General features: G+C 64.2%; 25 protein-coding genes. 15 read left to right on the plus strand and 10 right to left on the minus strand.

Translation table 11 applies throughout. The features are described 5' to 3' along the window. Positions 1-320: 320 nt before the first annotated feature. The 3 genes from I3J27_RS35780 (at position 321) to I3J27_RS35790 (ending at position 2,711) form a co-directional block, all read left to right on the plus strand. The gene (locus I3J27_RS35780) at positions 321-1,919 is read left to right on the plus strand and encodes a DEAD/DEAH box helicase (protein WP_270163506.1); all 1,599 of its coding nucleotides are present in this window, start codon (positions 321-323) and stop codon (positions 1,917-1,919) included. Between the two features lie 24 nt (positions 1,920-1,943). Then, a complete protein-coding gene (gene infA / locus I3J27_RS35785; protein WP_007599789.1) occupies positions 1,944-2,231 on the plus strand; it encodes a translation initiation factor IF-1 in 288 nt (95 codons plus the stop codon). A gap of 267 nt (positions 2,232-2,498) precedes the next feature. Next, the gene (locus tag I3J27_RS35790; protein WP_007599788.1) at positions 2,499-2,711 is read left to right on the plus strand and encodes a cold-shock protein; all 213 of its coding nucleotides are present in this window, start codon (positions 2,499-2,501) and stop codon (positions 2,709-2,711) included. A 231-nt stretch (positions 2,712-2,942) separates the two neighbouring features. On the opposite strand, the gene I3J27_RS35795 is transcribed toward I3J27_RS35790, so the two are convergent. Both I3J27_RS35795 and I3J27_RS35800 read right to left on the minus strand, forming a co-directional pair. Next, positions 2,943-3,437: a pilus assembly protein N-terminal domain-containing protein gene (locus I3J27_RS35795; RefSeq protein WP_270163507.1), complete on the minus strand. Its 495-nt coding sequence runs from the start codon at positions 3,435-3,437 to the stop codon at positions 2,943-2,945. Between the two features lie 159 nt (positions 3,438-3,596). Next, positions 3,597-4,424: a sterol desaturase family protein gene (locus I3J27_RS35800; RefSeq protein WP_270163508.1), complete on the minus strand. Its 828-nt coding sequence runs from the start codon at positions 4,422-4,424 to the stop codon at positions 3,597-3,599. 267 nt (positions 4,425-4,691) lie between these two features. On the opposite strand from I3J27_RS35800, the gene I3J27_RS35805 reads away from it, so the two are divergent. From I3J27_RS35805 to I3J27_RS35850, 10 genes are all read left to right on the plus strand, one after another. Further along, complete coding sequence (locus I3J27_RS35805) at positions 4,692-4,856, plus strand: Flp family type IVb pilin (RefSeq protein WP_151647203.1); 165 nt, start codon at positions 4,692-4,694, stop codon at positions 4,854-4,856. 76 nt (positions 4,857-4,932) lie between these two features. Beyond that, on the plus strand, positions 4,933-5,073 hold the full coding sequence (locus tag I3J27_RS35810; RefSeq protein WP_270173040.1) for a hypothetical protein: 141 nt from the start codon (positions 4,933-4,935) through the stop codon (positions 5,071-5,073). A gap of 134 nt (positions 5,074-5,207) precedes the next feature. Continuing rightward, complete coding sequence (locus tag I3J27_RS35815) at positions 5,208-5,732, plus strand: A24 family peptidase (protein ID WP_270163509.1); 525 nt, start codon at positions 5,208-5,210, stop codon at positions 5,730-5,732. Between the two features lie 127 nt (positions 5,733-5,859). Then, positions 5,860-6,651 carry a Flp pilus assembly protein CpaB gene (gene cpaB / locus I3J27_RS35820; protein WP_270163510.1) on the plus strand — a complete coding sequence of 264 codons (792 nt, stop codon included), beginning with the start codon at positions 5,860-5,862 and terminating at the stop codon, positions 6,649-6,651. Positions 6,652-6,662: 11 nt separating this feature from the next. Continuing rightward, a complete protein-coding gene (locus I3J27_RS35825; RefSeq protein WP_270163511.1) occupies positions 6,663-8,138 on the plus strand; it encodes a type II and III secretion system protein family protein in 1,476 nt (491 codons plus the stop codon). A gap of 20 nt (positions 8,139-8,158) precedes the next feature. Continuing rightward, positions 8,159-8,893 carry a CpaD family pilus assembly protein gene (locus tag I3J27_RS35830; RefSeq protein ID WP_270163512.1) on the plus strand — a complete coding sequence of 245 codons (735 nt, stop codon included), beginning with the start codon at positions 8,159-8,161 and terminating at the stop codon, positions 8,891-8,893. Continuing rightward, positions 8,890-10,158, plus strand: a complete 1,269-nt coding sequence (locus I3J27_RS35835; protein ID WP_270163513.1) for a CpaE/TadZ family protein — start codon at positions 8,890-8,892, stop codon at positions 10,156-10,158. Before I3J27_RS35830 ends, I3J27_RS35835 begins: the two co-directional genes overlap by 4 nt. Positions 10,159-10,179: 21 nt before the next feature. Continuing rightward, complete coding sequence (locus I3J27_RS35840) at positions 10,180-11,643, plus strand: TadA family conjugal transfer-associated ATPase (RefSeq protein WP_270163515.1); 1,464 nt, start codon at positions 10,180-10,182, stop codon at positions 11,641-11,643. A 16-nt stretch (positions 11,644-11,659) separates the two neighbouring features. Continuing rightward, complete coding sequence (locus I3J27_RS35845; protein WP_270163516.1) at positions 11,660-12,637, plus strand: type II secretion system F family protein; 978 nt, start codon at positions 11,660-11,662, stop codon at positions 12,635-12,637. Positions 12,638-12,646: 9 nt separating this feature from the next. Then, a complete protein-coding gene (locus I3J27_RS35850; protein WP_270163517.1) occupies positions 12,647-13,621 on the plus strand; it encodes a type II secretion system F family protein in 975 nt (324 codons plus the stop codon). Between the two features lie 60 nt (positions 13,622-13,681). On the opposite strand, the gene I3J27_RS35855 is transcribed toward I3J27_RS35850, so the two are convergent. From I3J27_RS35855 to I3J27_RS35865, 3 genes are all read right to left on the minus strand, one after another. Beyond that, positions 13,682-14,494, minus strand: coding sequence for a tetratricopeptide repeat protein (locus I3J27_RS35855; protein WP_270163518.1), 813 nt, complete (start codon positions 14,492-14,494; stop codon positions 13,682-13,684). Positions 14,495-14,580: 86 nt separating this feature from the next. Next, positions 14,581-16,230: a metallophosphoesterase family protein gene (locus tag I3J27_RS35860; RefSeq protein ID WP_270163519.1), complete on the minus strand. Its 1,650-nt coding sequence runs from the start codon at positions 16,228-16,230 to the stop codon at positions 14,581-14,583. A gap of 130 nt (positions 16,231-16,360) precedes the next feature. After that, on the minus strand, positions 16,361-16,564 hold the full coding sequence (locus I3J27_RS35865) for a hypothetical protein (RefSeq protein ID WP_270163520.1): 204 nt from the start codon (positions 16,562-16,564) through the stop codon (positions 16,361-16,363). Positions 16,565-16,783: 219 nt separating this feature from the next. Between I3J27_RS35865 and I3J27_RS35870 the strand changes: the two genes are divergently transcribed. Both I3J27_RS35870 and I3J27_RS35875 read left to right on the plus strand, forming a co-directional pair. Beyond that, entirely contained in the window at positions 16,784-18,157 is a 1,374-nt protein-coding gene (locus I3J27_RS35870) for a leucyl aminopeptidase family protein (protein ID WP_270163521.1), read from the plus strand. Then, positions 18,150-19,004 (plus strand): C40 family peptidase, encoded by an 855-nt coding sequence (locus tag I3J27_RS35875; protein WP_270163522.1) that lies wholly within the window; start codon positions 18,150-18,152, stop codon positions 19,002-19,004. The genes I3J27_RS35870 and I3J27_RS35875 overlap by 8 nt, the downstream gene beginning before the upstream one ends. Before the next feature lie 101 nt (positions 19,005-19,105). Here the strand turns inward: I3J27_RS35875 and I3J27_RS35880 are convergent, their stop codons facing one another. Genes I3J27_RS35880 through I3J27_RS35900 form a run of 5 tightly spaced genes read right to left on the minus strand, consistent with a single transcriptional unit; the run spans position 19,106 to position 26,828 of the window. Beyond that, positions 19,106-20,743: an ABC transporter ATP-binding protein gene (locus I3J27_RS35880; protein WP_270163523.1), complete on the minus strand. Its 1,638-nt coding sequence runs from the start codon at positions 20,741-20,743 to the stop codon at positions 19,106-19,108. Positions 20,744-20,750: 7 nt separating this feature from the next. Continuing rightward, positions 20,751-21,932, minus strand: coding sequence for an ABC transporter permease (locus I3J27_RS35885; RefSeq protein ID WP_270163524.1), 1,182 nt, complete (start codon positions 21,930-21,932; stop codon positions 20,751-20,753). Further along, a complete protein-coding gene (locus I3J27_RS35890; protein ID WP_270163525.1) occupies positions 21,932-23,041 on the minus strand; it encodes a microcin C ABC transporter permease YejB in 1,110 nt (369 codons plus the stop codon). The genes I3J27_RS35885 and I3J27_RS35890 overlap by 1 nt, the downstream gene beginning before the upstream one ends. A gap of 2 nt (positions 23,042-23,043) precedes the next feature. Continuing rightward, complete coding sequence (locus tag I3J27_RS35895; protein ID WP_270163526.1) at positions 23,044-24,918, minus strand: extracellular solute-binding protein; 1,875 nt, start codon at positions 24,916-24,918, stop codon at positions 23,044-23,046. A gap of 14 nt (positions 24,919-24,932) precedes the next feature. Further along, complete coding sequence (locus tag I3J27_RS35900; RefSeq protein WP_270163527.1) at positions 24,933-26,828, minus strand: extracellular solute-binding protein; 1,896 nt, start codon at positions 26,826-26,828, stop codon at positions 24,933-24,935. Between the last annotated feature and the right edge of the window lie 160 nt (positions 26,829-26,988).

Below are 26,988 nucleotides of genomic sequence, written 5' to 3' on the forward strand. Positions count from 1 at the left end.
TCTGATTGCTCAAAACTTGGGCGAGTAAAATGTATGCTAATGCGGCAGACAGGCCATTTATTGAGCAAAATGACGCCTCTGTCTAAATTTCCGGCATAACTATTTCTGCACCGCAACCGCCGTTTGAGGCTGCCTTGCCTTGAAAGCGCCCCCTGAATGTTCCATATGAACGTCCGAGACCTCTTGCGAATCAAGGGGTCGTAGCGAGCCGCGTGTTCTTAAGCCCTTACGGGCCTCTGGCTTGCCCCATCCCATCAAGCCATCCGACACCCCAAACACGCAGGTGTCTTCACGACACCCTCTTGCGTGCGCCGCGCCGAATGCGCCGGGCGACCGCTTTTGACATGGAAAGAACCCATCTTTTGACTTCGTTTCAGGACTTCGGCCTCGCCGAACCGATCGCACGTGCTCTTCGTGAAGAGAACTACGTCACCCCCACCCCCATTCAGGCCCAGACCATCCCCACGGCACTCACCGGCCGCGACGTCGTCGGCATCGCCCAGACCGGCACGGGCAAGACGGCATCCTTTGCGCTGCCGATCCTGCACCGCCTGCTGGAGAACCGCATCAAGCCTCAGCCCAAGACCTGCCGGGTGCTGGTGCTCTCGCCCACCCGCGAGCTGTCCGGCCAGATCCTCGACAGCTTCAACGCCTATGGCCGCCACATCCGCCTGTCCTCGACGCTCGCCATCGGCGGCGTGCCGATGGGCCGCCAGGTCCGCGCGCTGATGCAAGGCGTCGACGTGCTGGTCGCCACGCCCGGCCGTCTGCTCGATCTCGTGCAGAGCAACGGGCTGAAGCTCTCCAGCGTCGAATTCCTCGTTCTCGACGAGGCCGACCGCATGCTCGACATGGGCTTCATCAACGACATCCGCAAAATCGTCGCGAAACTCCCGATCAAGCGGCAGACGCTGTTCTTCTCGGCCACCATGCCGAAGGACATCGCCGAGCTCGCGGACTCGATGCTGCGTGATCCCGCCCGCGTCGCCGTGACGCCGGTATCCTCGACCGTGGAGCGCATCCAGCAGCGCATTATCCAGGTCGACTTCACGGCCAAGCCGGCGTTCCTTGCCAAGCTGTTGAAACAAGAGCCGGTCAACCGCGCATTGGTTTTCACCCGCACCAAGCACGGCGCCGACAAGGTCGTGAAGACGCTTGAGAAGGCCGGCATTCCCGCCAGCGCCATCCATGGCAACAAGTCGCAGAACCATCGCGAGCGGACGCTCGCCCAATTCCGCACTGGCGAGATCCGCACCTTGGTTGCCACCGACATCGCCGCCCGCGGCATCGACGTCGACGGCATCACCCACGTGATCAATTTCGACCTTCCCAACGTGCCCGAGACCTATGTTCACCGCATCGGCCGCACTGCGCGGGCGGGCGCTGAGGGTACCGCGATCTCGCTGGTCGCCGGCGGCGAGGAACTCAGCTATCTCCGCGACATCGAGCGGCTGATCAAAGTGGCGCTGCCGCGCGAAGACCTCCGCACGGATGCGGGGCGCAGCGATGCGGGCCCGCCCCCGTCGCAGCAACGGCAAGGGCGACCGGGCCGCCCAGGCCAGCGCCCGCAAGGCGCAAGGCATGGTGGTGATGGACGGCGCGCCGACGACAGGCGTGCCGACAACCGGCATAGCGCCAGCAAGCAGGCCGACGGACGGCCCGGCGAAGGCCGGCACGGTGACGGACGGCATGCCGATGCAAGGCATGTTGACGGAAGGCCCGGGAATGGCCCGAACGGCTCGAAGGGGTCTCGCGGCCGCCGCGGTTCCGGTGGTAAGGTGAACTCCTCACCAGCCAATCGGTCGGAACAGCGTCCCGCGCATAGCGCTGGCAAGCCTGATGGAATACAAGGCGTTGCCTTTTTGCGTCGCGAGAGTCGTCCCACCGGCCGACCGAACCGCAATCCTCATTCGCACTAGCCGTTTACGACTGGAGACAATTACATGGCCAAGGAAGAGCTGATCCAGTTCGAAGGACTGGTCACCGAAATCCTCCCCGACGCCCGCTACCGCGTGCAACTCGATGCCGGACACGAGATCGTCGCCTACACCGCCGGCAAGATGAAGAAGAACCGCATCAAGACGCTGGCGGGAGACCGCGTGACGGTGGAGATGTCGCCCTATGACCTCGAGAAGGGCCGGCTGATTTTCCGCCACAAGGACGAACGTCCCAGCGGGATGGGCGGACCTCCGCGCCCCGGACAGCGCGGTGGCCAGTTCCGCCGGCGCTAGGCGCGCGAGCGGCTGCGCACGCGGAATTAAAATTCTGACCTGTATTCTGATCCGCCGTGGACGCCACGGCGGATCAAAAAATCGTGCGCGTCAGGATTGTTTTGGGGCCTTATTTCCAATAAAATCAGCTTATCGATTTTCGGCCGGACGACTTTAGCATCCACCGGTACAGCCGGTTCAGACACGCTGACGACCCTTCCAGAAACTCGATCTAACCGCCTGCGAAAGTGGGCTTCGACACTACTTATCTGAGAAGGAACTACCCCCGTGAGCATGGGAACCGTGAAGTGGTTTAACGCGACCAAGGGCTTCGGCTTCATCCAGCCCGACGATGGCGGCCAGGACGTCTTCGTACACATCAGCGCCGTCGAGCGCGCCGGCCTCGGCACGCTGCGCGAAGGCCAGAAGATCTCCTACGAGATCGTCGCCGACCGCCGTTCCGGCAAGTCGGCAGCGGACAACCTCCGCTCCGCCGGTTGAGCTGTCGGGCCTTCGGCCCAGACAAGACCAAAGGAAAAGGCCGCGCAATGCGCGGCCTTTTTTATGTCCAGGTGTGAGCGCGCTCAGTAGGTCGTGCAGGTCGTATCCAGGCTGTAATAGACGCGGAGAAAAGAACGTCTCTCGCGCGCACACGAGCGGGGCCGGGCAGACGATTCTGCCGAACCCAATCCGCCGATCGGTCCCGTTAGCTGGACGTGCTAGTTGGACTTGCTAGTTCGACTTGGCTGCCGCGCCGCTGCCGCTGGCTGTGCCGCTCAGCGAACCGGCCTGGCTCATCGTGTTGTTGAAATAGGCGTCGCTGTCGCCGAGCGTCACGCGACGCTGGCAAAGCGGCATGCAGCTGTAGGACTCGCGCTCGATCCCACGGTAGACGGTGACGAGCCGATCGCTCGGACCTTCGACCTGGATCTGGCGATCGACCAGGATCTCGCCGCCCCGGTCCAGCGCGATGAAATTGGTGGCACCGTAGCCCTTCCCGGTCACGATGATCATGCCGCCGGGCTGCAGCGTGACGTCGGCAATCAGGGGATTGCCGACCACGATGGTCGCCACCTTGTTGGGCAGCCGGACCAGCTTGGCCTGGTCGACATTGACCGCGATGGTGTCGGCGGTGGGCTCGGCAAGGCCGACAGCCGGCAAGGCCAGCGCCGCAGCCGCAACCAGAAGACAGACGCGCGCATGACGGCGCAGGAACTCTTTACGCATACTCTTACCCCGGGACGTCACAAACCGGCAGAATCGTTCAGGAAGCGGAGCCGGCGCCCGACCCGGTTAACCTGCCTGTAATTCGTGAACGTTCCGCAAATTCGGCAAGTATTGTTTGAACGGACCGGCGTTTTGTCGCCCACCGCGCCGGAGGCAGTCCTAGCGGCGGAACGGATAGGCGAGCTGGCCGACGATCTCGTTCGGCATGGTCGCTTCGTCCTTGCCGTAATCCTGCGGCAGCTCGCCCTTCGGCATGCGGAAGGTCCCGAACAGCACGTCCCAGATCGGGAACGTCCCGGCGAAATTGGTGTCGCCGCCCTCTTCGAGCGCGGTGTGGTGCCAGCGGTGGAACACCGGCGTCGCCAGCACATATCTGAACGGCCCGAAGGTCCAGTTCAGGTTGGCGTGCACGAAGGCCGAATGGAAGGTCGTGAACGGGCCGACCCAGATCATCACGTTCGGCGAAATGCCGGCCATCAGCAGCACGACGTCGACGCCGATGGTGCCGAGCATCAGATTGACCGGATGGAAGCGGGCCGCCGAGATCCAGCTGATCTCCTCGGAGGAGTGATGGATCGCATGGTATTTCCAGAACCCGCCGTCGTGGAAGAGCCGGTGCAGCCAGTACAGCATGAAGTCGGCCAGGACCAGGAACAGCACGCCCTGCACCCAGAGTGGCAGCTGCGACAGCGGCCCGTGGCCGTTGTCGTAAAACGCGATCAGCTCGTCGGCGTCGTGGATGTTGAAGACGACGCCGGCGGTGAAGATCAGGAGGCCGATCCGCATGGTGCGGGCGAACACCGGGACGAAGAACCAGTAGCAGATGTCGGTCACGATCTCGCGCTTGCGCCACCACGACGGACCTGGATTGCAGGCCCAGAAGTGCTCGAGCACGGTGAAGACCACCGCGAGCATGAGAGTGACGGGGATCACCTTTTCGATGGTCTCGCCGAGCATCAGGGCGATTTGCATGGGTAGGCTCGACATCGTCGCCTCGCTTGCGAACTTCTGATCTCTCCTACGCCTACTCCGCGAAATTTAAGGGACGGTGAAGCATGGGGCGAGCCTGCAATGCATTTGGAACTGAAAGAATTGCAACCGCGCCTTAAGGCGAAATTCACTCTGGGCAAAAGCACAGCGCAGGAAGCGGGTTTGCCCGATCGAATTAACTCTACCGAAAGAGCTCGGCTCTCATGGTCATCGCGTCAAGCACAGCGCCGAACGAGGCGATCACACCCAGACGGAGTTTAGTTCATGAAGAACCTGATTGCGCGTTTCGCCAAGGATGAATCCGGCGCCACTGCCATCGAATACGGCCTGATCGCCGCCGGCATCGCGCTCGCCATCATCACCGTCGTCAACAACCTCGGCACTTCGCTGAACACCAAGTTCGGTTCGATCAGCTCCTCGCTGAAGTAAGCGCCCGACGAGCGACGGCAAAAGCCCCGGACCTCCGGGGCCTTTGTTTTTCTGACTACGGCGAGTTCCAGTGGCGTTGCGCGAGTACAGAACCGATGCCGCGGTTGCGGCGAGCGAGGCGGAGGCAGCCGGGACCTCTTCGCCGGCCTATTGGGTTTGCCTTGCGCTGCTGCTCGCGATGGTCGTCCTCGCCGCGCGCATTGCCAGTATCTGGTGAGCGCATCTCGGCGGGCTCCGGCCTCTCAGAGCCGCTACCGCCGTTGTCGGTTTGTTTAGCACTGCCGGCTAGCATGCGGCGACGCTCCGATCCCGTGACGAACCCAAATCAAGACCAAGATCAAGACGCCGCCCATGACCCTCGACCTTGCGCGCCTTCTGCTCTTCCCGGCCTTGATGGCCTTCGCCGCCGCGAGCGATCTCTTCACGATGACCATCTCGAACCGCGTCTCGCTGGCGCTGGTCGCGGGCTTCTTCGTGCTCGCCTTTGCCGGTGGCATGGCACCTTACGAGATGCTGACCCATGTCGGCGCCGGCGCATTGCTCCTGGTCGTTGCCTTCACCTGCTTTGCAATGGGCTGGATGGGCGGCGGCGACGCCAAGGTCGCAGCTTCGGTCGCGCTCTGGTTCGGCTTCGCGCAGTTGATGGATTTCCTGCTCTACGCCTCGCTGTTCGGCGGGGCGCTGACGCTGCTCCTGCTCCAGTTCCGGCAATGGCCGTTGCCTTACGGACTGGCGGGCCAGGCCTGGCTGGCAAGGCTGCACGACAAGGAGAGCGGCATTCCTTACGGTATCGCGCTCACGCTTGGCGCGCTGATGGTCTATCCGGAGACCGAATGGGTGAGGGCGATCGACCTCGCTCACCTCGCACTGCGCTGAGCACGCCGGGTAAACCAGGCGTTAAGGCGATTTAGATACGCCTCATTAACCATGCTTTGACGAATAGCTGGTCAACTGCCGATTAAGGCGGCGGCAGCGTCGCGGCGTTTTGTGGAAAGTGAAGCGTATGAATAGGGCACGCATAGTCGTCCTGACGGTCGCCATCTGCGCCGGCGGCGTCGCCGCGTACCTGGCGAGCGGCTCGGACAATTCTGCGCCGCCACCGGCAGCTCCGGTCGCGCAGCTTCCAACCGTCGACGTCCTGGTGGCCAAGAACGACATCGGCCTCGGCCAGACCGTGAAGCCGGAAGACGTGCAATGGCAGACCTGGCCCGCTGCGACCGCCAGTGCCACCTTCATTCGCCGCAACGAGCGTCCCGAGGGCGCGACCCAGGTCGCCGGCTCGATCGCGCGCGCCCCCTTCATCCAGGGTGAGCCGATCCGCGACCAGAAGCTGGTCAAAGCCGAGGGGTCCGGCTTCATGGCCGCGATCCTGCCGACCGGCATGCGCGCGATCTCGACCGAGATCTCGCCGGAAACCGGTGCCGGCGGCTTCATCCTGCCCAACGACCGCGTCGACGTGCTGCTGACGCGCCGTCTCAAGAACCCGGACCAGGGCGGTCCGGACATCGTCACGTCCGAGATCATCCTGGCCAATATTCGGGTGCTGGCGATCGACCAGGCTCCGAAAGAGAAGGACGGCCAGAACACGGTGGTCGGCAAGACCGTCACCCTCGAGCTCAATCCGACGCAGACCGCGACGCTTTCCGCGGCCCGCCAGAGCGGCACGCTGTCGCTGGCACTGCGCAGCATCGCCGACGTCAAGATGAGCGAGATCACGATCGATGATTCCGCCAAGCGCGACGGTGTTTCGATCATTCGCTACGGCATTCCAAGCCAGACGGCGAAGGCACGATGAGGACCGTCGACATGAAATGCAGGGCAGATTTGGCGACGATGCGAACCTCGATGGTCCGCGCCCTGTCGTTTTCGGCCGCCTTCGCGCTGACACTCAACCCGGTGCTCACCCCCGCGGTCGCCGCCGACTACCGCCCCGTGGCGCAGGCCGCGGCCGACGGCCAGATGAACGCGCGCTTCCTCTCGCTCGGCGTCGGCAAGTCGATCGTGATCGACCTGCCGCGCGACATCAAGGACGTCCTGGTCGCCGATCCCAAGATCGCCAATGCGGTGGTGCGCTCGGCCCAGCGCGCCTACATCATCGGCGCCACGGTCGGCCAGACCAACATCGTGTTCTTCGATTCCGCCGGCCAGCAGATCGCGGCCTATGACATCGCGGTCAAGCGCGACCTCAACGGCCTGCGCGCCGCGCTGAAGCAGATCCTGCCCAATTCCGACATCCAGATCGACGGCCTCGGTGACGGCGTCGTCCTGACCGGCTCGGCGGCGAACCCGTTGGAAGCGCAGCAGGCCAACGATCTCGCCGCGCGCCTCGCCGGAGGCGCCGACAAGGTGGTGAACTCGATCGTGGTCCGCGGCCGCGACCAGGTCATGCTGAAGGTGACGGTCGCCGAAGTCGCACGCACTATCATCAAGCAGCTCGGTATCGATCTCACCGCGAACCTGAACTACGGCACGTCGGTGGTGAGCTTCACCAATTCCAACCCGTTCACGGCTCTTGGCAAGAATCTGGTGGACGGCAACGCGCTGACCACGAAATTCGGCGCGACGCCCTCGGTGCAGGCCACTCTGCGCGCGATGGAGACCGCGGGCGTGATCCGGACGCTGGCCGAGCCGAACCTGACCGCGATCTCCGGCGAATCCGCGACCTTCATCGCCGGCGGCGAATTCCCTGTGCCCGCAGGCTATGCCTGCGATCCCACCACGCATGTCTGTACCACCCAGATCAGCTTCAAGAAGTTCGGCATCTCGCTCAACTTTACCCCCGTGGTGCTGAGCGAGGGCAAGATCAGCCTGCGCGTCATGACCGAGGTCTCGGAACTGTCGAACGAAAACTCGATCACCCTCTCGCAGGCCGTGACCTCGTCCTCGGTGAACTCGCTGACGGTGCCCTCGATCAAGACCCGCCGCGCGGAGACCTCGCTGGAAATTCCCTCCGGCGGCGCGATGGCGATGGCCGGCCTGATCCAGCAGCAGACCAAGCAGGCCGTCAGCGGATTGCCGGGAATGATGCAGCTCCCGATCCTCGGCACGCTGTTCCGCAGCCGCGACTTCGTCAACAACTCGACCGAGCTGGTCGTGATCGTGACACCTTATGTCGTTCGCGCAGCGTCGCCAAAGGACTTGTCGCGGCCGGATGACGGCTTCGCCGCGCCTGCGGATCCGCAGGCCGAGCTGATCGGCAACATCAACCGCATCTACGGCGTGCCCGGCCGGACCGAACCGGCAAAGAACTATCGCGGCACCTACGGCTTCATCACCGACTGAAGCGGAACGGGGACTTCACGATGATCACTAGACCACCCCAGCTTCGCAAACGCGCCGCCCGCCTCGGCGGCGCGCTCGTCGGCATGGCGCTCGCCCTCGGCGGCTGCCAGCACGACGAAGCGGTCACCGCGTCGATTCCCGACGACTACAAGCAGCGCCATCCGATCGCGATCGAGGAACAGAACCGCTCGATCGTCGTCTTCGTCGGCCACGCCCGCGGCGGACTGACCGCCGCCCAGCGCGCCGACGTGATGGGCGTCGCGTCGGCCTGGCTGCACGAGGGTACCGGCGCGATCCGCATCGACGTACCGTCCGGCACGCCCAACGCGCGTCCGGTCGCGGACACGATGCGAGAAATCCAGGCGATGCTGGCAGGCGCAGGCGTTCCGCCGCGCGGCGTCAACGTTCGTCCCTACCAGCCGGAAGACAAGCGTTTCCTGCCGCCGATCCGGCTCACCTATTCCAAGATCGCCGCGGTCGCAGGCCCCTGCGGATTGTGGCCGGAGGACATCGGTCCTTCGCTGAAGAACAAGAGCTGGTTCGAGAACAAGGACTATTACAATTACGGCTGCGCCTATCAGCGCAACATGGCGGCCATGGTCGACAATCCGTCGGATCTCGAGCAGCCGCGGCCTGAAACGCCGTCCTATACGGCGCGCCGCGTCATGGGCTTCGAGAAATATCGCAAGGGAACGACGTCGGCGACCACCTATCCTGAGGCCGAAAAGGCCAAACTCAGCGACACCGGCAAATGATCAGCTACGCCCGCCAGACCCAAGACGAGCAGCCGGACGCGGCGACCCCGCCGGTCGACGAGCATATTGCACCCGCACCGCGCGTGTCGGTCCAGGCCTTCTGCGAGACCGTGGAGACCGCTGCCGCCGTGCAGTCGGCCGGCGAGGATCGCCGTCTCGGCAAGGCCCACCTGAAGATCCAGATGGGCGGCATGGCGGCCGCCATCGAGGCCTACCGCTCGGCCCCGACACCGAACGTGATCGTGCTCGAAAGCGACGGCCGCAACGACCTTCTGACCGGGCTCGACCATCTCGCCACGGTCTGCGACGCCGGCACCCGCGTGGTCGTGATCGGCCGCATCAACGACGTCATGCTATACCGCGAGCTGGTGCGGCGCGGCGTCAGCGACTACGTGCTGTCGCCGGTCGGGCCGATCGACGTCGTGCGCTCGATCTGCAACCTGTTCTCGGCGCCGGAAGCCAAGGCGGTCGGCCGTATCATCGCCGTGGTCGGCGCCAAGGGCGGCGTCGGCGCCTCCACGATCTCCCACAACGTCGCCTGGGCGATCGCGCGCGACCTCGCGATGGACGCGGTCGTCGCCGATCTCGACCTCGCCTTCGGCACTGCCGGGCTCGACTACAACCAGGACCCGCCGCAAGGTATTGCGGATGCCGTGTTCTCCCCGGATCGCGTCGATACCGCCTTCATCGACCGCCTGTTGTCGAAATGCACCGACCATCTCAGCCTGCTGGCGGCGCCGGCGACGCTCGACCGGGTCTATGATTTCGGCACCGACGCCTTCGATGCCGTGTTCGACACGCTGCGCTCCACCATGCCCTGCATCGTGCTCGACATTCCGCATCAATGGTCGGGTTGGACCAAGCGCGCCCTGATCGGGGCGGACGACATCCTGATCGTGGCGGCGCCCGACCTCGCCAATCTGCGCAACACCAAGAACCTGTTCGACCTCTTGAAGGCTTCGCGGCCGAACGACCGGCCCCCGCTGTACTGCCTGAACCAGGTCGGCGTGCCGAAACGGCCCGAAATCGCCGCCGCCGAGTTCGCCAAGGCGATCGAGAGCCAGCCGGTCGTCTCGATCCCGTTCGAGCCGCAGATCTTCGGCTCGGCGGCCAACAACGGCCAGATGATCGCGGAGATCTCCGCCAACCACAAATCGATCGAGATGTTTCTTCAGATCGCCCAGCGCCTGACCGGCCGCAGCGAGACGAAGAAACAAAAGTCGTCCCTGCTTTCACCCCTGATTGAGAAGTTGCGGGGAAAATAAGCCGCCGCATGGAGTCGTTAAGTGTTCGGTAAGCGTAGCGGAACAGACACCGATACTCGGGCTCCCAAGCCCGGCGCCGTGTCGCCAGAGCCTGCCCAGGCTCCGGCGCCCGCGGTGTCGCGCGCGCCGCCCCCGCCGGCCATCGCCTCGCCGCCGCTTGCCCCGGCAAGGCCAGCGCCGACCATGGAATCCCGCCGCTCGGACAATTACTACGAGGTCAAGGCGACGATCTTCGGCGCGCTGATCGAGGCCATCGACCTCGCCCAGCTCGCCAAGCTGGACTCCGAATCCGCGCGCGAGGAAATCCGCGACATCGTCAACGAGATCATCGCGATCAAGAACATCGTGATGTCGATCGCCGAGCAGGAAGAGCTGCTCGACGACATCTGCAACGACGTGCTCGGCTACGGCCCGCTGGAGCCACTGCTGTCGCGCGACGACATCGCCGACATCATGGTCAACGGCGCCAACACCGTCTTCATCGAAGTCAACGGCAAGATCCAGAAGACCGGCATCCGCTTCCGCGACAACCAGCAGCTCCTCAACATCTGCCAGCGCATCGTCAGCCAGGTCGGCCGGCGCGTCGACGAATCCTCGCCGATCTGCGACGCCCGTCTCGCCGACGGCTCCCGCGTCAATGCCATCGTGCCGCCGCTGTCGATCGACGGCCCTACGCTCACAATTCGTAAGTTCAAGAAGGACAAGCTGACGCTGGATCAGCTCGTCAAGTTCGGCGCGATCTCGCCGGAGGGTGCCGAAATCCTCCAGATCATCGGCCGCGTCCGCTGCAACGTTCTGATCTCCGGCGGTACCGGCTCGGGCAAGACCACGCTGCTCAACTGCCTGACCAACTACATCGAGCACGACGAGCGCGTCATCACCTGCGAAGACGCCGCCGAGCTCCAGCTCCAGCAGCCGCACGTGGTCCGGCTGGAAACCCGTCCGCCCAACATCGAGGGCGAGGGCCAGGTCACCATGCGCGAGCTGGTCCGAAACTGCCTGCGTATGCGTCCCGAACGCATCATCGTCGGCGAGGTCCGCGGACCCGAGGCGTTCGACCTGCTCCAGGCCATGAACACCGGCCATGACGGCTCGATGGGCACGCTGCACGCCAACAATCCGCGCGAAGCCCTGTCGCGCTGCGAATCCATGATCACGATGGGCGGCTTTTCCCTCCCGTCGCGAACAATTCGCGAGATGATCTGCGCCTCGATCGACGTCATCGTCCAGGCCGCGCGCCTGCGCGACGGCTCGCGCCGCATCACCCACATCACCGAGGTGATGGGCATGGAAGGCGACACCATCATCACCCAGGACATCTTCCTCTACGACATGGTCGGCGAGGACGCCAACGGCAAGATCATCGGCCGGCACCGCTCGACCGGCATCGGCCGCCCGAAGTTCTGGGAACGCGCGCGCTATTACGGTGACGAGAAGCGCCTTGCCGCTGCGCTCGATGCGGCGGAAGTCGCGCCGAAGACATGAACGGATCGGCGCAGCCATGAACATGCAGGTCCTCGCCCTCGCCTTCCTCGCCACCGCCGCCGTCGGCGGCATCGCCTGGGTGTTCCTTTATCCACTCCTGTCCGGGGAGCGAAAGGCGGAAGGCCGCCGCGCCTCGATCGCACGCGCCGATGCGCCCACGGTCAAGCAGTCCGAGAAGAGCCAGCGTTCGCGCCGCGAACAGGTCGAGACCTCGCTCAAGGATCTCGAGGCGCGGCGCCAGCAGGAGAAGAGCGTACCGCTCAGCGTCCGCCTGTCGCAGGCAGGCCTTGACTGGACACCGCAGAAATTCTGGACCGTGTCCGCCGTCGTGGCGGGTGTGTTCTTCGCAGCCGCCCTGTTCGGCGGCGGCGGCATGCTTGGCGCCGCCGGCCTCGCCTTTGCCGGCGGTTTCGGCCTGCCGCGCTGGGCGCTGAGTTATCTGAAGAAGCGCCGCGAGAACAAGTTCCTGGCTGCACTGCCCGACGCGGTCGACGTGATCGTTCGCGGCATCAAGGCCGGTCTGCCGCTGTTCGAATCGATCAAGGTCGTCGCCGCCGATTCGCCGGAGCCGCTGCGCAGCGAGTTCCTGGCCATCATCGAGACGCAGGCGATCGGCATGCCGCTCGGCGAAGCCTGCTCGCGACTCTATGACCGCATGCCGCTGCCGGAAGCCAATTTCTTCGGCATCGTCATCTCGATCCAGCAGAAATCCGGCGGCAACCTCTCCGAAGCCCTCGGCAATCTCTCCAAGGTGCTGCGCGACCGCAAGAAGATGAAGGAAAAGATCCAGGCGATGTCGATGGAAGCCAAGGCTTCGGCCGGCATCATCGGTTCGCTGCCGCCGATCGTGATGTTCCTCGTCTATCTCACGACGCCGCACTACATCTCTATTCTGTGGACCCATCCGACCGGCCAGCTCATGCTGGTCGGTTGCGTCGTCTGGATGTCGATCGGCATCATGGTGATGAAGAAGATGATCAACTTCGATTTCTGACGGTGCCGTATGGTCGAATTCCTCGTTTCGAAACTGCATGACGCCCGCTTCATGACGATGCTGCTGGCAGCGATCGCCGCCAGCGCCACCGTCTACACGCTGGTGATGCCGCTGTTCGCCGGCGAGGGCCTTTCCAAGCGCATGAAGGCGGTGGCGAGCGAGCGCGAGCGCATCCGGCAGCGCGAGCGCGACCGCCTCAACAAAAGCGAGAAGGTCACGCTGCGCCAGACGCCGAAGCAGGTCGTCTCCCGGGTCGTCGAGGACTTCAACCTCACGAAATGGCTGGCGCAGGAAGCCGCGCGCGACAAGCTCATCATGGCGGGCTATCGCGGCCAGGCGCCCTACATCACCTTCCTGTTTGCCCGCATGGTGGCCCCGATCGTGCTGTTCGTCGGCTCGGTCATCTATGTGTTCCTGATCGCTCACATGGAGCAGTCGATGCCGATCAAGATCGGTATCTGCATCGGCGCTGCCTATCTCGGCCTTCAGGCGCCGATGCTGTTCCTCAAGAATGCGATCTCCAAGCGCCAGCTCTCGATCAAGCGCGCCTTTCCCGATGCGCTCGACCTGCTGCTGATCTGCATCGAATCCGGCATGTCGGTCGAAATGGCGTTCCGAAAGGTCGCCATCGAAATCGTGGGCCAGTCGATCGCGCTGTCGGAGGAGTTCACCCTGACCACGGCCGAGCTGTCCTATTTACAGGACCGCAAGGTCGCCTATGAGAACCTGGCGCGGCGCACCGGGCTCGAGGGCGTCAAGTCGGTGTGTCTCGCGCTTCAGCAGGCGGAGCGCTACGGCACCCCGCTCGGCCATTCCTTGCGCGTGATGGCGCAGGAAAACCGCGACATGCGCATGAACGAGGCCGAGAAGAAGGCCGCAGCGCTGCCGCCGAAGCTGACGGTGCCGATGATCCTGTTCTTCCTGCCCGTGCTGTTCGTCGTCATTCTCGGACCGACCGGCATCAAGATCACCGAGCTGCACTGACGCAAGGCGCGGACCGCGGGCAGTCCGCGGGCCACCGCAAGCTTGCAAGATCGGATTTGATCAGTCGGGCTGGCTGAGCGAGGCGACCGGCGTCCGCCTCGCTGCACCGCGCGGCGTGTCGCTGCGGCTCAGCATGTCCTTGAGATAGGCGACATTGGCGGCGGCCTGGTCGGGCGGCAGGTCTGCCTTCACGATGGTCTCGGCCTCGGCGAAGCGGCCCTGGAGACCGACGACCAGGCCGAGATTCTGCCGCACCCGGGTGCTGGCGCGCGGCGAAGCATAGGCCTGCCGCAGCGCCTCTTCGGCCTTCGGGAGGTCCTTCGACAGCATGTAGGACAGGCCGAGATTGGAGAGCACGCCGGGATCGCCCGGCGCGATCTTCAGTGCGCTCGCATAATAGGAGCGCGCCTCCTGGTGGCGGCCCATCTGGTCGAGCGCGGTGCCCTGCACCGAGAGCAGGCGCCAGTCCGGATTATCGGGCGAGTGAGCCTTCGACAGCACGTCGAAGGCCTGCTGGAAATTACCGTTATCGGCGAGTGCGCGACCATACTGGGCGAGCAGCGCCTTGTTGCCGGGATTGGCGATCGTCGCCTGCTCGAGCACAGCGGCGGCCTGCGCGCGCTGGCCGTTGGCCCGCAAGGCCTGGCCGTAGCCGAGCGCGGCTTCGGCATCCTTGGGATTGGCACGATAGCGCTCGCCATAGACCTCGACGGCGCGCGCAGGATCGGCGGGGGCAGCTTCCGCCCGCGGCCCGACCGAGCCTGTGACGTCGGAGAGTTTCGACATGGCCGTGCAGCCGCCGAGGCCCATGGCCACCACCGCGACCAGCGACGAGGACGCGAGAAGCCGGGCAAGACTGAACCGTTGACGCATGACGCTTTGACTCACGAGCCGATTGATCGAGCCGAACGCGCCAGCAATAGACCGTTAACCCTAATGGCCGGTTAACGCCGCGGCCCTCATCGCGGCGCGTGCGGCAACACCTCGCCCCCGAGGCCCAGATCGAGGCCGAGCGCCTTCACCTGCTCGTTCAGGTCCCGCAGCAATTGCAGTCTCCGCAGCGCCTGCGCGGCAACGTCGACGTCCGCGCGCGGCATCCCGGGCCATTCGCGCCGAAGATCGTCGCGGCTGACCAGGCGCTTTCCGCGCAGCTCATCGAGCTGAACACGATCGATACCGAGCACCTCGGCGGCGTGCTCGATCAACCGGCACAGCAGCCGGTTCACCGCGGTCATCGCCTCGGCCTCGTGCGTGCGCTCGGACCTCGCGAACTTGCCGTCGAGATCGGCCCAGGCGTGGGAGGTGACGAGATAGGCGTGGAGCGTGCCCGGCCAATCCACCGCGCCGCCGGCATAGAAGGCGCTACGTGTCAGCAGCCGGCGAGCCTGTGCCACAACCTGATCACGCTTCAGTGTCGCACATGAGGCGATCTCGATGGCTGACTGGACGGCCGGGTCGCGGGAAAAATCCCGCCCTGCCGGCAGCCTGATGACGCCGTCCGGCAGGTTCGAATCGAGCAGCCTGAAGGCGCCGTCGTTGCGCGGCCGCGAATAGCGCGCGATCGCGAACCGATGCTCCGCCCGGCCAGCCTGAGACGACGGGCCGAAATGGATGATGTTGAAGCCGGCATCGTCGCCGCCCTGCCCCGTCGAGGATGGACAGGAGAGCACGTAGATCGTGCGCCAGAAGGCTTCGCCGCTCTCGCTCCGCGTCGCGCGCGGATCCGGAATCGAATAGCGGGTGAGGCCCTCGACATGCCGGTGTCCGTGCAGGACCAGATTGACGTTGAGCGACGTCGCCGCTTCGAGGAAGGTCGCGGGCGCTGCGAGATACATCAGCGGCTCGTCGGGCACGCCGAGAAACCGCTTTCCTTCGCCGGTCGCCTGCGGCAGCGGGTGATGGTGCAGCGCCAGCACGCGCACCAGGTCTTCCGCCGGCTCGGCATAATCGGCGCGCCCCACGGACCCCATGCTGCCGGCGAGCTCGACGCTGAGCCGGGCGGAATCCGCGACCAGCGCGTTGTAGGTGGTCTCGTCGAAATTGCCGCTCGCCAGCGTCGCAAGACTCGCCCGGTTGGAATCCAGCAGCACCAGATCGAGGCCGGCGTGGCGGTAGTAGACGCTCTTCGAGGTCCGTGGCAGATGCAGATGATCATAGACGTCGTGACGGCCCGCACGCTGGCTCGGCCGCTTGACGTCGTGATTGCCCGCAATCGCCTGGATGTCGGTGAACAGTCCGGTCTGCCGGAAGGACGCGATGACCGCGAGCGCTTCGTCGAGCGCGCGCGGCGTCGGGTCGTCCACGAGATCGCCCGTGATCAGCAGGATGCGATCGGGAATTTCAGCGAACTCCGCCATCGCCTTGCGCATTGCGGCACTGAGCGCCTCGATTGTCGCCAGCAGCCGGCCCGAACCGTCCAGATGCAGGTCGGAAATCTGCGCAATAACGAACGATCTATCCATTTTGCGCCGCTCATTTGCGAATGCTGCGCCGCCCAAGCGATGAGAGAAATGCCTTTGACGAACAAGGCCCGTATCGGCCCCGGGCAAGATGAACCCGGGCAGGCTGTCAACCGCGTTGCCTGCGCTCGATACGAGCAGGGCACGCATGGAACAATCTAAAGTATTCGTCAATAATGCCACAACCGCAGCGCTAGTAAAGCCCTGCGGCCGCGCTCTCGTGGACGACAGTTCTCAGCATGGATACGAGATCTGCCCGGCGATAGTTTCGTTCACCCGATCAATATTCGATGGCAAGCCGCTTGCGGATTTCGTCGACGCGCTTGTCAAGCGCATCGAACCGCGCGTGGACGGAGCGATCGTGGAGATAGAAGACGTAGCCGCCGGCAAGGAACGCGAAGATCCAATGATGATGCTCGACGTAGCCAAAAATCGCCTCGAAGGCCTGGCCGATGAATGTGATCACGCTCCACACGAATTCCATTGCAATGTCCTCCCGGCAGGCTTCGTCTTCGGCTGCCGGTGATCTCCTGCGCAATTTTCCCGATAGATCCGGCGACCGTCACCGGAACCTAGCATGGCCCCCTTGTTGCGAGTAGCGCTCGCTGAACGGTGACGGCAAAGCCGATTGCGGCGGCGGCGAAACTCTGCGAAGTCTCGTCCGTTCGCATGACCCGTTTGATCCGACGATCCGGACCCGCCAATGCCTTCAGTCTTCGAGACATCGTCCACCGCCATCCCGATCACCTTCGTCACCAAGGCGAGTTGGGCTCAGGTCGCCGAGGCGCTGCCGCCGGCGCAGCGCCAGTTTGCCGCAGCGAGCGCTTATTCCGCCAAACCCGGCAGCTATCTGGCGCTGCCCGCACCTGACGGCACGATCGCGCAGGTGCTGTTCGGCCTCGAGGACGAGGATGCGAGATCGCGCGACCCGTTCAGGCCGGGCACCCTGCCCGGCCTGCTGCCGCCGGGCACATATCGCTTTGCCAATGCACCGCACGATGCACGGCTGGCGGCGCTCGCCTTCGCGCTCGGCAGCTACCGCTTCGCCCGCTATCGCAAGGCTGAGCGCCCCGACGTCCGGCTGGTGCCGCCTGATGGCGTCGACGCCGCCGAGATCAATCGCATGGCGGACGCCGCGATGCTGGCGCGCGACCTCATCAACACGCCGTCCAACGACATGGGGCCGGAGGAGCTGGCCGCAGCCGCGCAAGCGCTCGCCGCCGAATTCGGTGCAAGCTTCGCGTGCATCATCGGCGAGGAATTGAAGACGAATTTTCCGCTGATCCACGCCGTCGGCATGGCCTCCAGCCGCGCACCGCGGCTGATCGATATCGGCTGGGGCGATCCTGATCATCCCAAGGTGACGCTGGTCGGCAAGGGCGTCTGCTTCGACACCGGCGGGCTTGATTTGAAGCCGTCAAGCGGCATGCTGATCATGAAGAAGGACATGGGCGGCGCCGCCAACGTGCTGGCGCTGGCGCGCATGGTGATGGATGCGAAGCTGAAGCTGCGGTTGCGCGTGCTGATCCCGGCCGTGGAGAACGCGGTCGCGGGCAACGCCTTCCGCCCGCTCGACATCTTCACCTCGCGCAAGGGCATCACGGTCGAGATCGGCAACACCGATGCGGAAGGCCGGCTGGTGCTCGCCGACGCACTGGCGCTCGCCGACGAGGAGAAGCCGGACCTGCTGATCGATCTGGGCACGCTGACCGGTGCCGCGCGGGTCGCGCTGGGGCCGGATTTACCGCCCTTTTACACCAATGATGAGACGCTGGCCGCCGACGTCGCGCGCTGCGCGGTGAAGGAGAACGATCCGTTGTGGCGCATGCCGCTGTGGCCGCCTTACGATGCGTGGCTGGACTCCAAGACCGCCACCATCACCAACGCGCCGTCGGGCGGCTTCGCCGGCTCGATCACTTGCGCGCTGTTCCTGCAACGCTTCGTCGAGCAGGCCGGGAGCTGGCTGCACGTCGACATCTACGGCTGGACGCCGTCGGCGAAGCCGGCACGGCCCGAGGGCGGCGAATGCCAGTCCGCGCGCGCCATCTACAAGGTGCTGAGCGAGCGCTATGCATGATCCAGGACATGATCCAAGGCTGACACCGGCGCGGGGCGACCTCGCCGCGAAATATCTCGAAGGCAAGGTGCAGGCGAAGCGCTTCGTCACCGGCGAGGAATTCGAGGTGGTCGCACCGATCGCGCCGGTGCGCGAACAGCCGTCATCGGGCGCGATGCTGATGACGGAAGCCCTGCGCGGCGAGCGCGTCACGATCTATGATCGCAACGGCGAGGGCTGGGCCTGGGGCCAGCTTGGCGACGACGGCTATGTCGGCTGGCTGCCGGACGCGGCGCTGACGGGGCCATCGGCTGCCCCCACGCACAAGGTGAGCGCATTGCGGACGCTGGCCTTTCCAGGTCCCTCGATCAAGCTGCCGCCGGCCGACACGCTGGTGCTGGGATCGAAGATCGTAGTGGCGCGCGAGGATGGCAGCTTCGCCGTGACCCGCGAAGGAGCATTCCTGCCGAAGACCCATCTCGTGCCGCTCGACCATCGAGAGCCGGACTTCGTCGCGGTCGCCGAACGCTTCGTCGGCACGCCCTATCTCTGGGGCGGCAAGAGCAGCGTCGGCATCGACTGCTCGGGCCTCGTTCAGGTTTCACTGACCGCCGCAGGCATCGGCTGCCCACGCGACAGCGACATGCAGATGGCGGGGCTTGGCCGCACGCTGGAGCCGCACGAGCGGAGCAGCTTGCTACGCGGCGATCTGATCTTCTGGAAGGGTCATGTCGCGATCGTCCGCGACAGTAGCACTATGGTTCACGCCAACGCGCATCACATGGCTACGGTGATCGAGCCGATCAAGCCTGCGATGGCGCGGATCAAGGCGGCGGGCAGCGAGGTCGCCGCGATCAAGCGGTTCTAGCAGCAACTTGTAGGATGGGTAGAGCGTAGCGAAACCCATCGCTTTGCGGTCGCGTCGTTGGATGATGGGTTTCGCTTTGCTCTACCCATCCTACGAAAACACTACGTCGCCACCGACCCGTTCCCCGCCGTCTCCAGCCGGAACGCCGCCGCGAACAGCGCGCGGGTGTAGTCCGTCTTCGGATTCCTGAACAGCTCGGCGGCCTGGCCTTCTTCGACCACCTTGCCGCCGCGCATCACGATCAGGTGGCTCGCGAGCGAGGCGACGACGCGTAAGTCGTGGGAGATGAACATGTAGGTGAGATCGCGCTTGCGCTGAAGCTCGCGCAACAGATCGACCATCTGCGCCTGGAACAGCATGTCGAGCGCGCTGGTCGGCTCGTCCAGCACGACGAAATCGGGCTCCAGCACGACCGCGCGCGCGATGCTGATGCGCTGGCGCTGGCCGCCGGAGAATTCATGCGGATAGCGGTAGCGGGTATCCGGCTTCAGCCCGACGTCCTCAAGCGCCTTGACGACGCGCGCCTCGCGCTCCTCGCGCGACAGTTTTGGCTGATGCACCGAGAGACCTTCGGCAATGATGTCGGCGACCGACATGCGCGGGCTGAGCGAGCCGAACGGATCCTGGAACACGATCTGCATGTCCCGCCGGAAGGGCCGCATCTCCTTGAAGCGCAGGCCCTGGATATCCTTGCCCAGGAACACGATGCGACCGTTCGAGGAGATCAGCCGCAAGAGCGCCAAACCCAGCGTGGTCTTGCCCGAGCCGGACTCGCCGACGACGCCGAGCGTCTCGCCTTTGCGCACGGCGACGCTGACGCCGTCGACTGCCTTGATGTGGCCGACCGTCTTGCGCATCAGGCCGCGCTTGATCGGGAACCAGACCTTGAGATCGTCGGCCGACATCACCATTGGCGCATCCGGCTGCGGCGGCGCTGGGTCGGGTCTCGGCTCGGCCGCGAGCAGATCGCGCGTATAGGGATGCTGGGGGCTCTTGAAGACCTGCTCGACCGGTCCCTGCTCGACGATCACGCCGCCCTTCATGACACAGACGGCGTCGGCGATGCGGCGCACGATGCCGAGATCGTGGGTGATGAAGAGCAGGCTCATGCCGAGCCGGGCGCGAATCTCGGCAAGCAGCGCCAGGATCTGCGCCTGAACAGTGACGTCGAGCGCCGTAGTCGGCTCGTCCGCGATCAACAGGTCCGGCTCGTTGGCGAGCGCCATCGCGATCATCACGCGCTGGCGCTGGCCGCCGGAGAGCTGGTGCGGGTAGCTCTTCAGCCGCGTTTCGGGCTCGGGGATGCCGACCTGCGTCAGCAACTCCAGCGTCCGCCGGCGCGCCTCCGCGTTACTGGTCGGATTGTGGAGCTGGATGATCTCACCGATCTGCGCCTCGATCGTGTGCAGCGGATTGAGCGAGGTCATCGGCTCCTGGAAGATGATGGAGATGTCGCTGCCGCGAACTTCCCGCATCTCTCGCTCCGACTGGTCGATCAGCTCACGTCCCTTGAAGCGGATGCTGCCTGAGGGATGCGAGGCGTTCGGATAGGGCAACAGCTTCAGGATCGAGAGCGCGCTGACCGACTTGCCGGAGCCGGACTCGCCGACCAGCGCGACGCATTCGCCGCGCTTGATCTGGAACGAGACCTTGTCGACCGCAAGCGTGGTGGCGCCGCCCTGGTGGAAGGCCACCGAGAGATCGCGCACGGCAAGCAGAGGCTGGTTGATCGCGTCCATCACGCCCTCACCTGAACGTCTTGCGCGGATCGAAGGCGTCGCGCACGGCCTCGCCGATGAAGATCAGAAGCGACAGCATGATCGCGACCGAGAAGAAGCCGGAGAAGCCGAGCCAGGGCGCCTGCACGTTGGACTTTCCCTGCGACAAGAGCTCGCCGAGCGAGGGCGAGCCGGGCGGCAGTCCGAAGCCCAGGAAGTCGAGGGCCGTCAGCGTCATGACCGAGCTCGACACGATGAATGGCAGGAACGTCATGGTCGCGACCATCGCGTTCGGCAGCAAATGCCGGAACATGATGACCTTGTTCGACACGCCGAGCGCCCGCGCCGCCTGGATGTACTCGAAATTGCGCCCGCGCAGGAATTCCGCACGCACGAGCCCGACCAGCGACACCCAGGAGAACAGCAGCAGGATGCCGAGAAGCACGAAGAAGCCGGGCACGAGCACCGACGACAGGATCAGCAGCAGATAGAGCGACGGGATCGCAGTCCATATCTCGATGAAGCGCTGGAAGAACAGGTCGGTCCAGCCGCCGAAATAGCCCTGCACCGCGCCGGCTGCGATACCAATGACGGAGGAGACGATGGTCAGGCAGAGGCCGAACAGCACCGAGATGCGGAAGCCGTAGATCAGCCGCGCCACCACGTCGCGGCCCTGATCGTCGGTGCCGAGCCAGTTGTATTCGAGATCGCGGCAGCTCTTGAGGCCCTTCTTCTCGACTACAGGCTTGCATTGCGCTTCGGTCAGCATCCAGGTCGGCGGCGACGGCGCCGGCGTCGGCAGATCGAGATTGTGGGTGTCGTAGGAGTAGCGGATCAGCGGCCAGACGATGCTGCCGCCCTTGTCCTTGATCAGCTTCTGCAAATAGGGGTCGCGATAGTCGGCGGCGGTCTCGAAGTCGCCGCCGAAGGTCGTCTCCGAATAGGTGACGATGGACGGCCAGTAGAGCCGGCCGTCATATTTGATCAGGAACGGCCGGTCGTTGGCGATCAGTTCGGCGAACAGCGACACCAGGAACAGGATCATGAAGATCCAGAACGACCAGTAGCCGCGCCGGTTCGCCTTGAAATTCTGCCAGCGCCGCCTGTTGAGCGGCGACGGCACGAACGGCTTGCGCGTGATCGGCACGGCATCGCCCAGAGGCGACTTCGCCGTGATTTCGATCGGCGTGGTGGGGGCGGCCAGCGTCATCAGACCTCCCGTGCCTCGAAATCGATCCGCGGATCGATCCACATGTAGGTCAAGTCGGAGATGAGGTTGATCACGAGGCCGACGAGCGAAAAGATGTAGAGGGTGCCGAACACCACGGGGTAGTCACGGTTGAGCACGCTCTCGAAACTGAGCAGTCCCAGCCCGTCCAGCGAGAAGATGGTCTCGATCAGGAGCGAGCCCGAGAAGAAGGCGTGAATGAAGGTGCTGGGAAAGCCCGCGATGACGATCAACATCGCGTTGCGGAAGACGTGGCCATAGAGCACCCGATTCTCGCCGCAGCCCTTCGCGCGCGCGGTCATGACGTATTGCTTGCGGATCTCGTCCAGAAACGAGTTCTTGGTCAGGAACGTCATGGTGGTGAACGCGCCGAGCCCCATGGCGATCAAGGGCAGCGTCAAGTGCCAGAAGTAATCGATGATCTTCCAGTACCAGGGATATTGCGACCAGCCGTCCGAGGTCAGCCCGCGCAGCGGAAACCAGTTGAAGAACGAGCCGCCGGCGAACAGGATGATCAGGAGGATCGCGAACAGAAAGCCGGGGATCGCATAGCCGAGCACGAGCACGGTCGACGTCCAGGTATCGAAACGCGTACCGTCCTTGACCGCCTTGCGGATGCCGAGCGGGATCGAGATCAGATAGGTCAGGAGCGTCAGCCAGATGCCGAGCGAGATCGAGACTGGCAGCTTCTCCTTGATCAGCTGGAGCACGCTGACATCGCGAAAATAGCTGTTGCCAAAATCGAAGCGGGCGAAATTCCACACCATCAGCGCGAAGCGTTCCGGTGCTGGCTTGTCGAAGCCGAATTGCTTCTCCAGCTTCTTGATGAAGTCAGGGTCCAGGCCCTGCGCGCCGCGATATTTCGAGTTGATGGCATCGCCACCGGCCCCTAACTGCCCCGGCGCGCGCTGCGCAAAGTCGCCGCCGCCCGAAATGCGCGAGCTGCCGCCGGTATCGGCGCCGGAGAGCTGCGCGATCACGCGCTCGACCGGGCCGCCCGGGGCGAACTGCACGACGATGAAGGAGACGAAGAGGATCCCGAGCAGCGTCGGGATCATCAGGAGGATGCGGCGGGCAATATAGGCGCTCATGATTATTTCGCCTGCTGCAGCTTGGCCGCCTTGCCGGGGTCGGACCACCAGATATCAGGAGCGCCGACGCCGTTGGCATAACGCGGCAGCTTCTGCGGATGACCGAACTGATCCCAATAAGCGAGCCGGTGAGTCTTGTTGTACCATTGCGGCACCCAATAGCGGCCGGCGCGGAACAGGCGATCGAAGGCACGGCAGGCGAAGGTCAATTCCTCCCGGCTGTCGGCCGACATGATCTTCTCGATCAGGGCGTCGATGGCCGGGCTGGAGATGCCCGCGAGGTTGTACGATCCCTTGGTGGCCGCAACCTGCGACGAGAAGAACGCGCGCATGGGGTCGCCCGGCGTCGCCGACATGCTGAAGCGCTGGATCGTCATGTCGAAATCGAAATCTTCGACGCGCGCCCGGTACTGCACGGCATCAACCAGCCGAAAACTCGCCTCGATCCCGAGCGTTCCCAAATTCTTGATGTACGGCGCGTGATGTGGCTGGAGCGACGGCTCCTCCGCCAGGAATTCGATCTTGAATACTTCGCCGCTCGGCAACATCCGCTTGGCGTCCTTGATGGGGAAGCCGGCCTCGTTCAGCAATTGCTGCGCCTTGCGCAACAGGCCGCGGTCTTGCCCGGACCCGTCCGAAACCGGCGGCAGGAAGGGCGCAGCAAACACCTCGTCAGGCACCTGACCGCGAAACGGCTCCAGCAGCTTCAGCTCTTCCGCCGAGGGCGGCCCGTTGCTCGCCATGAGGTCCGAGTTCTGAAACGGCGACACCGTACGGGCGTAGGCGCCGTACATGATGGTCTTGTTGGTCCACTCGAAGTCGAAGGCATTGATCAGGGCCTCGCGCACGCGAGGATCCTTGAATTTGTCGCGCCGCGTGTTGATGAACCAGCCTTGCGCACCGGACGGTGTATCGTCCGGCACGATCTCGAGCTTGACGCGGCCATCCTTCACCGCCTGAAAATCATAACGCGTCGCCCAGATGCGGGAGGTGAATTCCTCGCGATAGAGATAATTCTTGCCGGTGAAGCCTTCGAAAGCGACGTCGCGGTCGCGATAGAATTCATAGCGCACGGCGTCGAAATTGTAACTGCCACGGCAAGATGGCAGATCGGCAGCCCACCAGTCCTTCACCCGCTCGAACTCGATGTAGCGATTGACCTCGAACCTGCCGACCCTGTACGGCCCCGAGCCCAGCGGAATTTCCAGAGACGTTTCGTCGAATGGGCGAGACGCGTAATACGCTTTGGAGAAGATCGGCAGTCCGGCGACATAGAGCGGCACGTCGCGGGCGCGTCCCTTGGCAAAGGTGACGACGAGCGTCGAATCGTCGACGGCTTCCGCGCTCACAAAGTCACGCATCTGCACGATGATCAGCGGGTGGCCCTTGGCCTTCAGCGTCGTCAGCGAGTATGCCGCGTCGTGAGCGGTGAGCTTCGTGCCGTCGTGGAATTTCGCCTCAGGCCGCATCGTGAAGCGATAGACCAGCCGGTCCGGCGAGATCTGCACGGACTTGGCGGCAAGCCCATACATCGCGTCCGGCTCGTCGCTTGCCCGCACCATCAGCGGCACGAACGTCATGTCCATGCCTTGCGCGCCGTCGCCCTTGAGAATGTAGGCGTTGAGCGAGTTGAAAGTCTGGTACGACTGGTTGTAAGCGCGTACCGACGGAATGAGCGAGAAGGTGCCGCCCTTCGGCGCATCAACGTTGACGTAGTCGAAATGATGGAACCCGGCGGGATATTTGAGATCACCGAAGGCCGAGATGCCGTGCGCCTCGGCAGGCATCTCCGATGCCGCAGCACCACGCCGCCAGGCCGCACTGAGCGCGCCGCCGGCACCTAGGGCCAGCACATGCCTGCGTGAAAGCTGCGCCATGCGCAAAGGCTCCCTCAAGAGCGTTTTCCGATGCGGGCGGCCTTCTCAGTGTCGTACCACCACAACGTCGGCAGGCCGGACCGCCCGTATTTCGGCAACGGCTCGGCGTGACCGAAGCGGTCCCAGCGGGCGTAGCGCGAGAAGCCATAGGTGAACTGCGGCACGAGGTAGAAATTCCACAGCAGCACGCGATCGAGCGCGTGGGTCGCCGCGACCAGCTCGCCGCGATCCTTGGCGTAGATCACCTTCTCGATCAGGGCATCGACCGCGGGATTCTTGATGCCAATGGTGTTGCGCGCGCCCGGCACGTCGGCGGCCTGCGAGCCCCAGAATTCGCGCTGCTCGTTGCCGGGCGAGAGCGACTCGCCCCATTGATCGATGATCATGTCGAAGTCGAAGCTGCGCAACCGATTCTGGTATTGCGCGTCGTCGACGACGCGGATCGCAGTGCTGACGCCGATGCGCTCAAGCGACGGCTTGAAGAACAGTGCGATGCGCTCAGACGACGGATCCTGTACCAGGATCTCGACCGAGAGCGGCTTGCCGGAGGCATCGACCAGCTTGTGGTCGCGCACCTCGAAGCCGGCCTCCTTCAAAAGCTTTGCCGCCTCGCGCAGGTTGGCGCGCACCGCTTCCGGACTTCCTCCGACGGGGTTCTGGTAAGCCGTGGTGAAAACCTCCGGCGGCACCTGGTCCTTCACGGTCTGCAGGATCGCGAGCTCCTGCCCCTCGGGCACACCCGAGCAGGCAAGTTCGCTCCCCTCGAAATAGCTGTTGATGCGCTTGTACTGGCCGTAGAAGAGCTGCTTGTTCATCTCCTCGAAGTCGAAGGCGTAGTTGAAGGCGCGGCGCAGGCGCGCGTCCTTGAACTGCGGCCGCCGGATGTTGAAGACGAAGGCCTGCATGCGGCCAGAATCGTTGATCGGAAACTCTTCCTTGATCACCCGCTTGTCGGCGACCGCGGGAAAATCGTAGGCCGTCGCCCACTGTTTGGCCGAGTTTTCCGCAATCCAGTCGGCCTGGTCGGCCTTGAACGACTCCAGCGCGACGAGGTTGTCGCGGAAGAACTCGAAACGCAACTCGTCGAAATTATTGGTGCCGATCTGGCTCGGCACGTTGGCGCCCCAATAGTCCTTGACGCGCTCGAGCCTGATCGAGCGCCCGGCGACGAATTCCTTGATCTTGTAGGGCCCGGAGCCGAGTGGCGGCTCCAGCGTGGTCACGCTGACATCACGCTTGCGGCCCTGCGCGTCGGTGCCTTCCCACCAGTGCTTCGGCAGCACCGTGAGCTCGCCCACGATGGTCGGCAATTCGCGATTCCCCGGCGCGTCGAAGGTAAATTTGACGTCGCGCTCGCCAACCTTCTCCGCCTTGACCACGTGACGGTAGTAGGACGCATACATCGGTGACTGCTTCTTCAGCGTCTCCAGTGAGAAGATCACGTCTTCCGGCGTCACCGGCCTGCCGTCATGCCAGCGGGCTTCCTTGCGCAAGCGATAGGTGACCCAGGAAAAATCATCCGGATGCTGGGCGGATTCGGCGAGCTCGCCATATTCGGTAGCAACCTCGTCCTGGGCGCGGGTCATCAGCGTTTCGTAGATCATCGCAGCAGCCGGAGCGAGCGAGCCCTTGATGCCGGCCACCGTGATGTTGAAATTGTCGAACGTGCCGATCGAGATCAGCCGCGCGACGCCACCTTTGGGGGCATCCGGATTGACGTAATCGAAGCGCTTGAAATCGGCAGGGTATTTGATGTCGCCGAACAGCGAGAGAGCATGGCGCCAGGGTAGCTCACCCGTCGACTGCGCCTCCGCCGCGCCAATGACGGGAATGCCCGCTGCGGAACCGAGGGCGGGGAGCGCTGCGGCCGCAGTGCCGGTGAGCAGGAGATCGCGTCGGGTGATGGCCAAATCAATAGTCCTGTCTTGAAGGAGGCTACTCCTTTAAGTTCCCAATATAGGCGAGGTTTCGACGGAATATGTTGCTTTTTCCTCATCTTGAAAGCCCGACCGCCCTATCCGATGCGGCCAAACGCCCCGATAACGTCACCGCGAGGCCCCGATAAGGAAA

The sequence above is a fragment of the Bradyrhizobium xenonodulans genome, from assembly GCF_027594865.1.
GTDB classification, from domain to species: Bacteria; Pseudomonadota; Alphaproteobacteria; order Rhizobiales; family Xanthobacteraceae; genus Bradyrhizobium; species Bradyrhizobium xenonodulans.

Coding starts and splice junctions, on each gene's coding strand:
- I3J27_RS35780 (WP_270163506.1), top strand. CDS start 321: ATGCGCCGGGCGACCGCTTTTGACATGGAAAGAACCCATCTTTTGACT.
- infA (WP_007599789.1), top strand. CDS start 1,944: ATGGCCAAGGAAGAGCTGATCCAGTTCGAAGGACTGGTCACCGAAATC.
- I3J27_RS35795 (WP_270163507.1), bottom strand. CDS start 3,437: ATGCGTAAAGAGTTCCTGCGCCGTCATGCGCGCGTCTGTCTTCTGGTT.
- I3J27_RS35800 (WP_270163508.1), bottom strand. CDS start 4,424: ATGTCGAGCCTACCCATGCAAATCGCCCTGATGCTCGGCGAGACCATC.
- I3J27_RS35805 (WP_151647203.1), top strand. CDS start 4,692: ATGAAGAACCTGATTGCGCGTTTCGCCAAGGATGAATCCGGCGCCACT.
- I3J27_RS35815 (WP_270163509.1), top strand. CDS start 5,208: ATGACCCTCGACCTTGCGCGCCTTCTGCTCTTCCCGGCCTTGATGGCC.
- cpaB (WP_270163510.1), top strand. CDS start 5,860: ATGAATAGGGCACGCATAGTCGTCCTGACGGTCGCCATCTGCGCCGGC.
- I3J27_RS35825 (WP_270163511.1), top strand. CDS start 6,663: ATGAAATGCAGGGCAGATTTGGCGACGATGCGAACCTCGATGGTCCGC.
- I3J27_RS35830 (WP_270163512.1), top strand. CDS start 8,159: ATGATCACTAGACCACCCCAGCTTCGCAAACGCGCCGCCCGCCTCGGC.
- I3J27_RS35835 (WP_270163513.1), top strand. CDS start 8,890: ATGATCAGCTACGCCCGCCAGACCCAAGACGAGCAGCCGGACGCGGCG.
- I3J27_RS35845 (WP_270163516.1), top strand. CDS start 11,660: ATGAACATGCAGGTCCTCGCCCTCGCCTTCCTCGCCACCGCCGCCGTC.
- I3J27_RS35850 (WP_270163517.1), top strand. CDS start 12,647: ATGGTCGAATTCCTCGTTTCGAAACTGCATGACGCCCGCTTCATGACG.
- I3J27_RS35855 (WP_270163518.1), bottom strand. CDS start 14,494: ATGCGTCAACGGTTCAGTCTTGCCCGGCTTCTCGCGTCCTCGTCGCTG.
- I3J27_RS35860 (WP_270163519.1), bottom strand. CDS start 16,230: ATGCGTGCCCTGCTCGTATCGAGCGCAGGCAACGCGGTTGACAGCCTG.
- I3J27_RS35865 (WP_270163520.1), bottom strand. CDS start 16,564: ATGGAATTCGTGTGGAGCGTGATCACATTCATCGGCCAGGCCTTCGAG.
- I3J27_RS35870 (WP_270163521.1), top strand. CDS start 16,784: ATGCCTTCAGTCTTCGAGACATCGTCCACCGCCATCCCGATCACCTTC.
- I3J27_RS35875 (WP_270163522.1), top strand. CDS start 18,150: ATGCATGATCCAGGACATGATCCAAGGCTGACACCGGCGCGGGGCGAC.
- I3J27_RS35880 (WP_270163523.1), bottom strand. CDS start 20,743: ATGGACGCGATCAACCAGCCTCTGCTTGCCGTGCGCGATCTCTCGGTG.
- I3J27_RS35885 (WP_270163524.1), bottom strand. CDS start 21,932: ATGACGCTGGCCGCCCCCACCACGCCGATCGAAATCACGGCGAAGTCG.
- I3J27_RS35890 (WP_270163525.1), bottom strand. CDS start 23,041: ATGAGCGCCTATATTGCCCGCCGCATCCTCCTGATGATCCCGACGCTG.
- I3J27_RS35895 (WP_270163526.1), bottom strand. CDS start 24,918: ATGGCGCAGCTTTCACGCAGGCATGTGCTGGCCCTAGGTGCCGGCGGC.